This window comes from Dyadobacter beijingensis DSM 21582, assembly GCF_000382205.1.
Classification (GTDB): domain Bacteria; phylum Bacteroidota; class Bacteroidia; order Cytophagales; family Spirosomataceae; genus Dyadobacter; species Dyadobacter beijingensis.
In genome coordinates this window covers 273,585-287,075 of the sequence record NZ_KB907787.1, presented here as the reverse complement: position 1 = coordinate 287,075, position 13,491 = coordinate 273,585, and the positions used below count along the sequence as shown (strand labels likewise).

The following is a 13,491-nucleotide window of genomic DNA, read 5'->3' as shown; positions in this document are numbered from 1 at the left end:
AAAAAAGCGCCAATCTTGCGAAAGGCGCCTTAGTAGTGGTCACGTAGGGATTCGAACCCCAAACCTCCTGATCCGTAGTCAGGTGCTCTATCCAATTGAGCTACGCAACCATTTCCGAATTGGACTGCAAAGATAGGAAGGGATTTTCCAATACCAAATTCCGCGAATGAAAAATCTTCAAAAAATTTGCCTGAATCGCTAATTACCCTGAAAATCAGGCTTCCTTTTTTCTAAAAATGCTGCGATCCCTTCGCGCACATCCTGTGTGCCAAACAGCATTCCCTGACTCTCCCGCTCCGTTTCAAGCATTTGCGGCAGGTTCGAATGCATTGATTGGTTGAATGCATGCTTCATCGCGCCGATCGCCTGCGTCGGGGCGTGGCGGTAGTGGGCGAGCTGTTTTTCAACCAGCGCGTCGAGACCTTCACGCTCGACGACGCGGGTGATCAGCCCGATGTCGTGTGCGTGGCTGGCGTAAATGCGCTGGGCGTTGGTGGCTAGATCGAAGCTGCGGGCCAGGCCGATCAGTCTTGGCAAAAAGAACGTCGCGCCGGCATCGGGCATCAGGCCGATCTGGATAAATGCAAGGCTTAGATATGTGTCTTCGGCGGCGATCACCATGTCACAGGCCAACGCCAATGAGCATCCGGCACCCACCGCCAGGCCATTCATGCGACAGATCACCGGTTTGGGAATGTCGCGAATGGCGTTGATCATCGGCTCGTAGTAGTCGCGCAGGATTTCACCGGCACTTTTGCCGGAGGCAGAGGCTTCTTTCAGGTCGGCGCCGGAGCAGAAGGCTTTTTCACCTGTGGCAGTCAGAAGGACAACGCGCACGGAATCGTCGTCGGCCGCGGTTTGGACCGCCCTGGTGATTTCGGCGATGAGCGCCGGACTTAATGCGTGGAATACGTCCGGCCGGTTGAGCGTGATGCGGACAATGCCGTCGGTGTTGTCGAAAATGAGGTTTTGATACATGCCGTGAAGTGGTTTGTATCAAAAGAAGAAATAAACCGTGCCGCTACTGACCAGCAGGCCACAAAAAATGCCGGCGAGGATTTGTGCGGGCGTGTGGGCGTTCAGTTGCAGCCGCGCACTCATGAGCCAGCCGCCGATCAGGATGGTCAGCAGCAGCGGCGTCAGCAATGCGAGCTCGTCGAAGCGGACCATGAGTCCCGACAGCAGGCCGATGGCCCCGCCGATGCCGGTGGCGTGGGCGCTGATCTTCCAGAAATTGCTGATCATCGCCACTACTATCAGCGAGAGCGTTACATTGGCCAGGATCACGGAGATTTGCGGGGCGAGCTCGCTGATCGGCTGCAATTTCCAGCCAAACACGTACGTAGCCACCGCGTAGATCACAATGCAGGAAAAGTACGGCAGACGTCGCTCTGCGGCATCTTCTACATAAAACGATGAAATCACGCCCGTTTTTTTGAAATAAAACATCATAATCGCCGGCGCGATAAACGTATTCAGCCAAAGCAGCAGCAGCAGGCTTCCCAGCGCGGGCAATTCCAGTGCGCTGACGCCCACAATGTCGGGCGCGAGCAAAAAGAGCAATGCAAACAGGTATGTCGTGAGTATCAGCGGGTGAAAAACCACCGATAAAATGATAGCAAGTCGGTTATTCAAAACAACAGGTCTTTAATCAGGATGATGAAAGCAAAATTAAACTGAAAACCAGACTGTACAATCATCGCGCCGCACAGAAAAGTAAGTTGCCCGCCTACAATAGGTTTTCGTGCCCGAATTTGTAATTTTGCGCCTCATTCGTAAAAAAACCGGGCTTTAACCGGCTGACATTTAAAGTTTGAATTGAAAAAATGGGACCGTTGCAAATCAAAGACATTTTACAGACTGCGCCTGAAAACCAATCGGTTGTCGTAAAGGGCTGGGTAAGAACAAAAAGAGAAAGCAAAAACGCGATCTTCATCGCGTTGAATGACGGGTCGACCATACATAATATCCAGGCAGTGGCTGAACCCGGTCAGTTTTCTGCCGAGCTGCTGTTGACAGTAACCACCGGGTCGTGTTTGAAAGTAACCGGCCAGCTGGTCGAGTCGCAGGGCTCGGGGCAGACGGTGGAGGTGAAAATTACCGATATCGAGGTGTATGGCACCGCCGATCCCGAGCAGTATCCGTTGCAGCCTAAGAAGCATTCACTGGAATTCCTGCGCGAGATCGCCCACCTGCGCCCACGCACGAATACATTCAGCGCGATCCTGCGCATCCGCCACGCATTGGCGTTTGCGGTGCACCAGTATTTCAATGAAAAAGGCTTTTTCTACCTGCATACGCCGGTGATTACGGCTTCCGATGCGGAAGGTGCTGGCGAAATGTTCCGTGTGACGACGCTCGATTTGAACAATCTGCCGCGTACCGAGGAAGGCGCTATCAACTTTAAAGAAGACTTTTTCGGTCGCGAGGCCAACCTCACCGTTTCGGGCCAGCTGGAAGGCGAGCTCGGCGCGATGGCCCTTTCGAAGATCTATACATTCGGGCCGACATTCCGGGCAGAAAACTCCAATACGACGCGCCACCTCGCCGAGTTCTGGATGATCGAGCCGGAAATGGCGTTCTTCGAGCTGGAAGACAATATGGACCTGGCAGAGGACTTTGTCAAAAAAGTGATCACCTATGCATTGACCAACTGCAAAGACGACCTGAATTTCCTCCAGAACCGCCTCGCGGAAGAAGATAAAAACAAGCCGCAAAACGAGCGCTCACTGCCATTGCTGGAAAAACTGGCATTTGTGGTCGATAATCCTTTCGAACGCATCACATACACCCAGGCGATCGAGATTTTGCTAAAATCGAAGCCGCAAAAAGAAGGCAAATTCCAGTTCCCGGTGACCGGTTGGGGCATCGATTTGTCGAGCGAGCACGAGCGTTACCTGGTAGAGAAGCATTTCAAAAAACCGGTGATCCTGACCAACTATCCCCGTGAGATCAAGTCGTTTTATATGAAACTCGACGAGGATGGCAAAACGGTGCGCGCGATGGACGTGCTCTTCCCCGGCATCGGCGAGATCATCGGCGGCAGCCAGCGTGAGGAAGATTACGAAAAACTGCTCGGCCGCGTGCATGAAGTGGGTATCGACCCGGAAAACGTTTGGTGGTACCTCGAAACACGGAAATTCGGGACAGCGCCGCATTCGGGCTTCGGGCTGGGCTTCGAACGCCTCGTGCAGTTCGTAACCGGCATGGGCAACATCCGCGACGTGATCCCATTCCCGCGTTACCCGAAAAGCGCCGAATTCTGATATTACAAGTTGTTACCTTTTTCATGGCTTTACGTATCAAGTAAAGCAGTTAGTGTAAGTTTCATTTAAACCACACGCACATGAAAAGGGACAATCCAATCCTGACAGGCAGTACTGCGACCATCGTTGCGGTACTGCTTTTTGTTTTCAATGCCCATGCCAATGACCCGTTCCACGTCAAATGGACGATGGATTACACCCAGGCCGGCATTTCCGACCATGCCAACTTTGCGCCTGCGGGCGCGCAGCTCGCAGGTGGGCCCAACACATTTACCCTGCCGACGGTGTACAGCTCCGGCGGCGGCGCCATCGGCACGGGCTACATTGTAAGGCCGTGGCCGACGACATTTTCGTCGGGCCGCTACATGGAGTTCTCTTTCAGCGCCGGCGCATTGAAATACAACATTACCTCCATTTCCTTCCGCCTCCGCCGCTCGCCCAACGGGCCGAACGGCATTAAAATCCGCACCGGCATGGACGGTTTCGCGGCCGACCTGAATGCATTCACGATCAGCAACAACGGCGTTTTCAACAGCTATTCGATCCCCGTCAGCTACGGGAACCTTTCCGGTAACACTTTCACATTACGCATTTACGCCTATAACCCGGTGGATATTTACGGCACATTGTGGTTCGATGAAATTTCCATCAACGGCGATGTGCAGGCCATTATACTGCCGGTAGACCTGATTTATTTTAAGGGAGAATTTGAAAGCGGACGAGTGGCGCTTAACTGGGAAACGGCTTGGGAAAAATCCAGTAAGGAATTCGTGATCGAACGCAGCGCCGATATGCGGAACTTCGGACCTGTCGGGGCGGTGGCTGCTTCCGGGGAAACGGCCGGGCGAACTTCCTATGCATTCACCGACAATGATCCTGCGGCAGGCAACAATTATTACAGGTTAAGGCTCGTCGATCGTGACGGAAGCTTTACCACCTGCAAACCGGTCGCCGTTTTCGCTCCGGAACCGATAAGCCGTATTTACGTTGCGCCTAACCCTGCTTCGCCGCACACCGTTACCCTGCACGCGCCCGATGGCCACAATGCGTTTCTTGCGTTACACAGCGAATCGGGAATATCGGTACCATTTCGTCGTGAGAATGGCCCGGACGGACGTATATTCCTCAAACCTTACCGGCCACTCCCTTCTGGCATCTATTTTGTAGTATACGTTAACAATACCGTAAAAGAAGAACTGAAAGTGTTGGTTCCGTAAAGCATTCTGCGCTTAATTTGTAATGATAAAGTGTAAAAAATGCTAAGACTGCGTCGTTAGCAAAGCAACGTTCTGAATTATTTAAAGGCCAAAAGCCTATGTTGAAAAAAGTGCAGCCGAAAGTGTGGTGGATGGCGGTTGCCGTCCTGGTTATTTTGTTGATTTCGTGGGGATTAGTCAGAAAAAACAAAAGCGACTCCCCGGACCTGGCCGTAACCGGCAAATCGAACACGAACCTCGATCCGGTGCCGGTGACGAATCCTGATGCCGAAATGGCCGCCAAAATCGCGAAGATCGAAGACATTTTCCGGCGCAAGCGCAAAGCCGGTTTCAATGGCAACGTGCTCGTCGTCCAAAAAGGCAACATACTTTACCAAAACTCGTTCGGCTTTGCGCATATGCGGGCAAAGGACACGCTCACGGCCGACTCCCGGTTCCAGCTCGCGTCGCTTTCCAAGCCATTCACGGCCGTGGCCATTCTGAAACTCGTGCAGGAAGGCCTCGTGGCGCTCGACGATTCGGTGCAGCGTTTTTTTCCGGATTTTCCCTACCACGGCGTGAAAGTGGATATGCTGCTCAGCCACCGCAGCGGCTTGCCGAATTACATTTATTCGTTCAACGACAGCGTCCGGCACGGCAGAAAATACCCGGATAACCTCGATATTCTGGATTGGTATGCCAAAGTGGTCCCGACCCCACAGCCTTACAACCGGCCTGGGAGGTCGTTCAACTACTGCAATACCAACTACTGCGTCCTGGCCGCGATCGTGGAAAAAGTAACGGGTGATTCGTTCGGCAAGTACCTGAACAGCCAGATTTTCACGCCGCTGGGCATGCAAAACACCTACCTCGTGACCGACACCACCATTGCCGCCACGAAAAACCGCACCGACGGCCATCAGTACGGCCGCAGGCTCGAAAAAGATTATTACGACGACGTCGTCGGCGATAAGGGCCTCTACTCGACCACGGCCGACATTTACCGGTTTTACAATGGGCTGACCAAGGGCCTGATCCTCGAAAAGAAAATGCTGAACGAAGCATTTACGCCCCGCAGCTTCGAGCGCGACGGCATCCGCAACTACGGCTACGGCTTCCGGATGCACATCAAGGAGGACCATACGCCCCGGTTTATCTACCACGGCGGCTGGTGGAAAGGCTACAACACGATGCTGTGGGTATGCCCCGAAGACGACGCGGTGATCATCGTACTTGGCAATACGTATAACCGCTCCACGTACGATCTGCGGGAACTGCTGGAGGTCGTTCACGGTTCGGGGAAGATCGACGACATCGAGAAAGACATCTAGTATTGTTTGAATTCGGCCGCGAATTCAGGATATTTGCCGAAATTTAAACGAATTTTCCGCGCCTTATGCCCGATTCTGCATTCCTATTACCTGCTTATCTGCTACTAGGCTTGCCGTTTTCGTGCTTTTTATTGCTATGGCTGGGTGGAACGAGTCTAAATAAATTTGCAGGCTGGATAGGCGCATTGATTACCCTCGCCGGTCTGGCCATCAGCCTCACTTCCGCGGATCCCGGTGCTGAGCATATCCTTCGTTTTCAATGGCTTACCATCGGCAGCCATTCCATCGAACTCGCCTTCCGTTTCGATACGCTCTCGACCATGATGCTCGTCATCGTGCATTCCGTAGCATTGCTCGTGCAGTTTTTCTCGACGGCCTATATGCACGACGACCGCAATGTGAACCGGTATTTTGCATTCATTCAGCTGTTCCTTTTCTCGATGCTGGGCATTGTGCTGGCGGACAGCCTCATTGTGATGTACATTTTCTGGGAGCTTGTCGGACTATCTTCTTATCTGCTGATTGGATTTTGGTATGCTAAAAAACGCCCCGTTTGGGCTGCACAGAAGGCATTTGTGCTAAACCGCATCGGTGATGCCGCCTTTCTGACGGGTATTTTAATGCTCTTCTACTATATAGGTACTACCGACTTTGAAGTGCTTTCCCTCGAAATCGGGACCATTCCGCCAGGCATGCTCACGGCCATCGGCATTTGTCTGTTTGGTGGTTGTGTAGGTAAATCGGCGCAATTCCCGCTCTCGGGCTGGCTTCCCGATGCGATGGAAGGCCCAACGCCCGTTTCCGCATTGATCCATGCGGCGACCATGGTGGCGGCAGGTATTTTTTTGTTAGCCAGAATATCCTTTTTGCTCACTGTTGACGCCCGTTTGGTAGTACTCGCAATCGGAGCGATCACAATGGTAACCGGAGCTATAAAGGCATTGAAGGGCTGGGATATTAAAAAAGTCCTGGCCTATTCGACGATGTCCCAGCTTGGCTTGATGGTCATGGCGGTAGGTTTCGGGAGCTGGCAAACGGCATTGTTCCACCTCGCGACGCACGCATTCTTCAAGGCGGGATTGTTCCTTTCGGCCGGCTCGGTGATACACGCGGTAACCCCAGGCCATGAGTTGCCCGGCTACGACCCGCAGGATATGCGCACCATGGGCGGATTGCGCAAGGCATTGCCCATTACATTCGTATGTTTTTCTATCTGTGCGGCGGCGCTGGCAGGGTTGCCGTTTTTTTCGGGATTTCTTTCCAAAGACGCCATCATCACCGAAGGTTTCCTATGGGCTTCGGAATTTGGCGCGCCGGGCTACTTGTTCCCGGTGCTGGTGATCGCATCGGCCGGATTAACAGCCTTTTACATGACGCGACAAATGTGGCTCGTGTTTTTTGGAACAAACCGCTCTCCCGCTGCCGTGCATCCGCATGAGTCGCCGGTAGCGATGTGGCTGCCTATGGCGCTGCTTTCCGCACTATCGTTGTTTTTCTGGTTTTCCGTCAACCCGTTCGATGCCGGGGGCTGGTTCCTGCATTGGATCGGTCGGGAGGATGGGGAGCACTTGGTATGGGTGCCATTTGTAGCGAGCGCGGTCACATTCATCTCGATTTTCCTTGCCTACCGGCAAACCAGCGCCGAAAACCCTTTCCAGGTCAACGACCCGATCCCCGCGGGCGAACCGGCCCAGAGCCCCTGGAACTGGCTACGCGGCTATTCGACCGAGCATTACTTCATCATTCCTTTCGACGTCATCGCGAGGTACCTGAAAGCCATTGAAAAAAATATTGTCGACGCATTCGTCGACCTGGTTGCGAAAGGCAGCCTCGTGTTCGGACATTTCATTGCCTGGGTCGACCGGTTCTTCGTCGACGGCGCGGTACACTTCACCGTTTTCTCGATCCGTTCGGCCGGAAAGGCGGCGCGGAACATGCAGAGCGGCCGGATACAGTCGTACTACATCGTGACGGTAATGGGCGTCTTTTTACTGATATTGTGGCTGGTTGCGCTTTAATGCACTCCGGCCGGTTTAATTTATTGATTAATGATTGATCATATACTCACCTTCTTAATTGCCATACCACTGCTGGGTGCCGCGGCCGTCGCCTTCTGGCCGGTCGACAGCCAGCATAATTTTCGCCTCATCGCCCTGGTGGCGTTGCTGCTCGAAGTGGTTGTTACGGCAGGCTCCTACCTGTCGTTCAATATCACCGATGCCGGCCTGCAACTGTCCGAAGTAAGGGATTGGATTACGCTGCCCATCGGTTCGCTGGGCGTCGTCTCCATTGATTATGCATTGGCAGTAGACGGTATCAGCTTTCCGCTCGTACTGCTGGCGGTAGTCGTCATGCTGGTGGGCGTAGTGAGTTCGTGGAATATCAATCACAAATCCCGGGCCTATTTTGCATTGTACCTCTTGCTGACGGGCAGTATTATGGGTTGCTTCCTCGCGCAGGACTTCTTCCTGTTTTACCTGTTTTTCGAATTTATGCTCCTGCCGATGTACTTCCTCATCGGCCTGTGGGGCGGTCCGCGGCGGGAATATGCGGCATTGAAATTCTTCATATACACATTCCTGGGCTCGCTGCTGATCCTGATCGTTATGATCGGCCTCTACCTATCCGTGATCGACCCGGTGGAAACGGCGCGTGCCGTCGGCCTGATCGGCCCCGAAGATGCCATTCACCCCGACATGATCCCGCAGATCCAGCAATGGCTTTTCGACGGTAAAATCGCTCCTGAGCAGCTTATTCACACATTCCGGTTCTCGTACCTGGCCGATCCGGGCAACTACATTCCCGGCTCCATCCTGAGCGCTACCTCCGAATTTTTCATCGCCGATATTCCCGTGCGCCTGCTCGCATTCTGGTTCCTGTTCGTCGGGTTCGCCGTAAAACTGCCCGTCGTGCCCGTACATACATGGCTGCCCGACGCGCACGTGGAAGCGCCGACGCCCATTTCCGTGGTACTCGCAGGTATTTTGCTTAAAATCGGTGGTTACGGTTTTATCCGCATCGTCGACGGTTTCTTCCCGGCCGAAGCATTGTACAGCGCCATTCCGCTGGCTATCCTGGGTATGATCTCGATCGTTTACGGCGGTTTCAATGCATTAGGCCAAAGCGATCTGAAGAAAATGATCGCTTACTCGTCGGTATCGCACATGGGTTTCGTGCTGCTCGGTATCGCCGCTTTCACGCCCGAAGGTTTCAACGGCGCCATTTATCAGATGGTTAGCCACGGAATTTTATCGGCAATGCTATTCTTGCTCACGGGCGTCATTTACGATCGTACCCACGACCGCCGGATCGACCATTACCGCGGCCTGATCAGCGTAATGCCGCAATACACGGTCATCACCGGAATCGCATATTTCGCATCGCTGGGTCTCCCCGGCTTCTCGGGCTTCGTCGGCGAGCTGTTCACGCTGATGGGCGCATTCCAGTCGGAAGCATTACCGGTATGGATCCCCGCATTGTCCACGCTGGGCATCGTGCTCGCCGCCGGCTATTTCCTATGGACCTACCAGCGCATGTTTTTCAGTACTTTCTGGTACAAAAACGCTACTACTCAGGTCCTCACCGACCTTACACGCCGCGAAAAATTCATGCTCGTGCCGCTGGTCATACTCACGATCCTCGTCGGCATTCTGCCAGGGCTGCTGTTTGATTTGTCGGGGGCTACGATCGAGGTTTGGCTGGAAGGGTTGAAATAATTTTGATCAGGTGTGCTCAGGGTATTGTCAAGTATGGTCAGAGGTTGTCAAGGGTAGCCAGGTATGATCAGGACTTGTTAGGAATGGGTAGGCGTGTCAGGAGGTCAGGAATTGATCCCTGGTAGCCGGAGTAACGAGCCCGGTTTTTACATCGGGATAGTTCGTAAGGAAAGTTGACGGAAATCTTGCTGACGCTTCGGAGTTCCATTTGAATTCAAATGCCCGAAGCTCGCCTCTTGCTTCCTCTAAATAATCGACTTTTTGTTGCAGCGTAGTTCGCCAGAAGTACATTTTTGCATCCAGCTCTTTCGAATTAAGATGCTTCTTGCGCTCGCTGATGATGTAATTCTCCCACAATGCACCTACGTCCTTCCGGTTTTGCAACGGATTGAAATTGTTTGTTACCGCATTGATAATCCCGTTATCATAAAAATAAATCTTCCTTCCCTTTTTGATTTCGGTACGGACATTTCTTGAAAACGCCGGCACGGTAAAAAGCACGAATGCCTTTTCCAGGAGATCGATATATTTCTCCACAGTCTTGTTATCCGCCTGAACCAGCCTGCCGATTTCCGTAACACTCACCTCGCTTCCTACCTGCAATGCAATCGCCTTTACAATCTTTTCGAGTAAAACAGGTTTCTTGACCTGTTCCAGTAAGAGCAAATCCTTGTATAGATAGCTGTTCGCAATGAGTTTGAGATGTTTTTCAGCATTTACGGGGTCTGTGACGATTTCTGGATACGAACCATAGATCAGCCGTTGTTCCAGAAGTCGTTGCTCAGTAAGGTAATCGGTATAATTGACCAACTCTTCGTAGGAAATTGGCAATAGTTGCATTTCATACCGCCGACCGGTAAGTGGTTCGTTGATATTTCCTGCCAATTCAAAGGAAGATGAACCCGTCGCGATCACCTGTACATGCTTCAACCGATCGACTATGATCTTAATCACCATGCCAATGTCCTGAATGCGTTGCGCTTCGTCGATGAAGATGATTTCGTTATCCCCAATAATCCTTTCCAGTAACGTCACATTCGGCCGTAGGAAAGCTTCGCGGGTATCGGCATCGTCGCCATTGAGCCTTAGTGTTTTTCTGCCGACAATTTGAAGCAGTTGTTCCGAAAAAGTAGTCTTGCCGGCCTGTCTTGGGCCATATATGATAAATGCTTTTCCTTTAAACAAGGAATCTAATGCAGCTTGTTGCTGAGCTCGAATAATCATAATTCCGGATTCAATTCCAATAAAATTATGATATTTAAGGATTCAAATCCAAAATAATCATAATATTTTTGGATTCAAATCCCAAATTATAAGATTTGGCCGATTTCCAGGCTCTACCTCCCAAACAACTGATCCAAACTAAACCGACCCTTTTTCGACAATGCTTGGAGCGTCTGCTGTTGGTCTGGGGTTAGTATTTCGATAATTTCAACACGTTTTTCCTCTGCCAGACGCTTGCGGTCGCTTCTTCTATTATCGCCCCGGCGCTTCATTTTCCTTTCCATTCTCGCGTAACGGCGGTCGATCTTTTTGAGCTGTTTCTGCTGCCGCTTCGTCAATTGAAGCTGGTCAGCGTACTTGTCCATGTTCTTTTCCAGCCGCCGGTTATTGAGCTTGCTGTTGGCCGGATCGTCACTCTGGAAACTGTCATCGTCGCGGCGGTCGTTACCGCGACGGTCGTCGTTGCGACGCATTTCGTTACGGCGGTCGTCACCGCGGCGGTCACCACCGCGGCGCTGGGCGAATAAGTCAGAAGGGGTGAATGCGATGAATAGCAGGCCGAGGGCGAAGATCAGCGTCAGGATTCTTTTCATGGGGTGAACATGGGTTAAAAATTCGATGCTTATAACGGCATTTGGGACCGGTAGTATATAATGTTATTCTTTTTTCACTATCTCACAGAGTTTTAGGGTTATTCAAATAAATGTAGTTTTGCACGAATGCGCAGATAGTATTTTTTGCAATCTTTACAGTAGTTGCTATTGGTTTTATTTCAAACTGCATTCTATTTCCCAAATTTTATTTCCCTACACCCTGTTTTATCAGATGAAAGATAGTGCTCCTTCCCAAAGGTTGTTGTCCCTCGATACGCTACGTGGTTTTGATATGTTCTGGATTTCAGGTGGCGAAGAAATTTTCCACGTGCTCGCCAAAGTGACCGGCTGGTCGTGGGCGATTGTGCTGGCCCACCAGTTTACCCACCCCGATTGGAACGGTTTCCGCGCCTACGACCTCATTTTCCCCACATTCCTTTTCATGGCTGGCGTCTCCACGCCATTCTCCCTCGGCAGCCGCCTCGAAAAAGGCGTCCCGGCGTCGCAGCTGGCCCGGAAAGCCATTCAAAGGGGCATTATCCTTGTCATTCTCGGCATTATTTATAACAACGGACTGTTCGAAACCGAATGGTCGCAGATGCGCTACCCGAGTGTACTCGCGCGGATCGGTCTCGCGGGCATGTTCGCGCAGATCATTTACCTCTACTTCGGCTACCGGGCACGGTGGATCTGGTTCGGCGGCCTGCTCGTTGGCTACTACCTGTTCATGATGTTCTACCCCGTGCCGGGCTGTGGCGCAGGGCTGCTCACGATCGACTGCAACCCCGCCAGCTATATCGACAAGATGATCATCCCCGGCCGTCTTCACCTCACCATTCACGACCCGGAAGGCCTCGTGTCCACTATTCCGGCCATCGCTACCGGCCTCATGGGCATTTTCGCGGGCGAGCTGCTGCGGACGAGCCACGAAGTCATTTCCCAGAAAAACAAAGTCGCGTACCTGGCCTTCGCAGGCGTCGTGAGTTTGCTGGTATGCCTCGTCTGGGACTATTTTTTCCCCATCAACAAGAACCTCTGGACCAGCTCGTTCGTACTCTGCGCGGGCGGTTTCAGCACGTTGCTGCTTGCCTTGTTCTACTGGATCGTGGACGTACTGCAATACCGCAAATGGACGCTGTTCTTCGTCGTAATCGGCATGAATTCGATCGTCATTTATATGGTAGGCCGCTTCATCGACTTCGGTTACACGGCCCGCGCATTGTTTGGCGGCATACTGAGCTATTTCCCGCACGGCTTCGAAGCGGTGGGTGAAGTAATTGCATTTATCGCCGTACAATGGGCATTTATGTATTTACTTTACAGGAATAAACTGTTTTTAAAAGTATAAGAATGTCCATCGAAGTCACCAATCTGACGAAGGTTTACGGAACGCAGCGCGCGGTCGACGGGATTTCATTTACCCTCAAAAAAGGGGAAATAGTAGGCTTCCTCGGCCCGAACGGCGCGGGGAAATCCACGACGATGAAGATCCTCACAGGCTATCTCAAACCCACCGAAGGATTGGCGAAAGTATCGGATTTCGATGTGCTTACGCAGCCGATGCCTGCGCGCAGGGCGATTGGCTACCTGCCGGAGCACAACCCGCTGTACCTGGATATGTACGTGGCGGAATTCCTGCTTTTTTCCGGCAAGCTGTACGGTATGGGCGGGGCCGCATTGCAGGCGCGCGTGGACGAGGTGATCGCGATGTGCGGACTGGAGCCGGAGCGCCGCAAGAAAATAGGGCAGCTTTCAAAAGGTTACCGGCAGCGCGTGGGACTGGCGCAGTCGTTTTTGCACAATCCCGACGTACTGATCCTCGACGAACCCACTACCGGCCTCGATCCGAACCAGCTCCAGGAGATCCGTGAGGTGATCCGCACGGCCGGAAAAGACAAAACCGTGCTATTTTCCACGCACATTATGCAGGAAGTAGAAGCATTATGCGACCGCGTGATCATTATCAATAGAGGCAAAGTGGTGAGCGACAGCTCATTGCAAGAATTGAGAGATACCGGTGATTCATTGGAAGAGATTTTCAAGAAGCTCACGCAGCAGGCTTGATGTACCGACAGTAACTACCAAGGCGATATTCGGCAGGGCAAATATTAGAATTGCATTAAAACCATATTTTGCAGGATTTAAAGCGCGCGGAAATTGTTATT

11 protein-coding genes and 1 tRNA gene are annotated in these 13,491 nt (G+C 52.2%); 7 read left to right on the top strand and 5 right to left on the bottom strand.

What is annotated here, in order from left to right; all coding sequences use genetic code 11:
• Positions 1 to 36: 36 nt before the first annotated feature.
• From H144_RS0108410 to H144_RS0108400, 3 genes are all read right to left on the bottom strand, one after another.
• Positions 37 to 110, bottom strand: a tRNA-Arg gene (locus H144_RS0108410).
• Between the two features lie 88 nt (positions 111 to 198).
• Positions 199 to 978 carry an enoyl-CoA hydratase/isomerase family protein gene (locus H144_RS0108405; protein ID WP_019941615.1) on the bottom strand — a complete coding sequence of 260 codons (780 nt, stop codon included), beginning with the start codon at positions 976 to 978 and terminating at the stop codon, positions 199 to 201.
• 18 nt (positions 979 to 996) lie between these two features.
• Positions 997 to 1,635 (bottom strand): hypothetical protein, encoded by a 639-nt coding sequence (locus H144_RS0108400; protein ID WP_019941614.1) that lies wholly within the window; start codon positions 1,633 to 1,635, stop codon positions 997 to 999.
• A 191-nt stretch (positions 1,636 to 1,826) separates the two neighbouring features.
• On the opposite strand from H144_RS0108400, the gene asnS reads away from it, so the two are divergent.
• From asnS to H144_RS0108375, 5 genes are all read left to right on the top strand, one after another.
• Entirely contained in the window at positions 1,827 to 3,266 is a 1,440-nt protein-coding gene (asnS, locus tag H144_RS0108395; RefSeq protein WP_019941613.1) for an asparagine--tRNA ligase, read from the top strand.
• A gap of 80 nt (positions 3,267 to 3,346) precedes the next feature.
• Complete coding sequence (locus H144_RS0108390) at positions 3,347 to 4,483, top strand: hypothetical protein (protein WP_019941612.1); 1,137 nt, start codon at positions 3,347 to 3,349, stop codon at positions 4,481 to 4,483.
• A gap of 98 nt (positions 4,484 to 4,581) precedes the next feature.
• Positions 4,582 to 5,793: a serine hydrolase domain-containing protein gene (locus H144_RS0108385; RefSeq protein ID WP_019941611.1), complete on the top strand. Its 1,212-nt coding sequence runs from the start codon at positions 4,582 to 4,584 to the stop codon at positions 5,791 to 5,793.
• A gap of 65 nt (positions 5,794 to 5,858) precedes the next feature.
• Positions 5,859 to 7,811 carry an NADH-quinone oxidoreductase subunit L gene (gene nuoL, locus H144_RS0108380; protein ID WP_026350513.1) on the top strand — a complete coding sequence of 651 codons (1,953 nt, stop codon included), beginning with the start codon at positions 5,859 to 5,861 and terminating at the stop codon, positions 7,809 to 7,811.
• A 30-nt stretch (positions 7,812 to 7,841) separates the two neighbouring features.
• A complete protein-coding gene (locus tag H144_RS0108375; RefSeq protein WP_019941609.1) occupies positions 7,842 to 9,509 on the top strand; it encodes a complex I subunit 4 family protein in 1,668 nt (555 codons plus the stop codon).
• 96 nt (positions 9,510 to 9,605) lie between these two features.
• Here H144_RS0108375 and H144_RS0108370 read toward each other — a convergent pair whose 3' ends face one another.
• Positions 9,606 to 10,733 (bottom strand): ATP-binding protein, encoded by a 1,128-nt coding sequence (locus H144_RS0108370; RefSeq protein ID WP_026350512.1) that lies wholly within the window; start codon positions 10,731 to 10,733, stop codon positions 9,606 to 9,608.
• Between the two features lie 113 nt (positions 10,734 to 10,846).
• A complete protein-coding gene (locus H144_RS0108365) occupies positions 10,847 to 11,326 on the bottom strand; it encodes a hypothetical protein (RefSeq protein WP_019941607.1) in 480 nt (159 codons plus the stop codon).
• 232 nt (positions 11,327 to 11,558) lie between these two features.
• On the opposite strand from H144_RS0108365, the gene H144_RS0108360 reads away from it, so the two are divergent.
• On the top strand, positions 11,559 to 12,674 hold the full coding sequence (locus H144_RS0108360) for an acyltransferase family protein (RefSeq protein ID WP_026350511.1): 1,116 nt from the start codon (positions 11,559 to 11,561) through the stop codon (positions 12,672 to 12,674).
• Positions 12,675 to 12,676: 2 nt separating this feature from the next.
• Complete coding sequence (locus tag H144_RS0108355; RefSeq protein ID WP_019941605.1) at positions 12,677 to 13,390, top strand: ATP-binding cassette domain-containing protein; 714 nt, start codon at positions 12,677 to 12,679, stop codon at positions 13,388 to 13,390.
• Positions 13,391 to 13,491 lie beyond the last annotated feature (101 nt).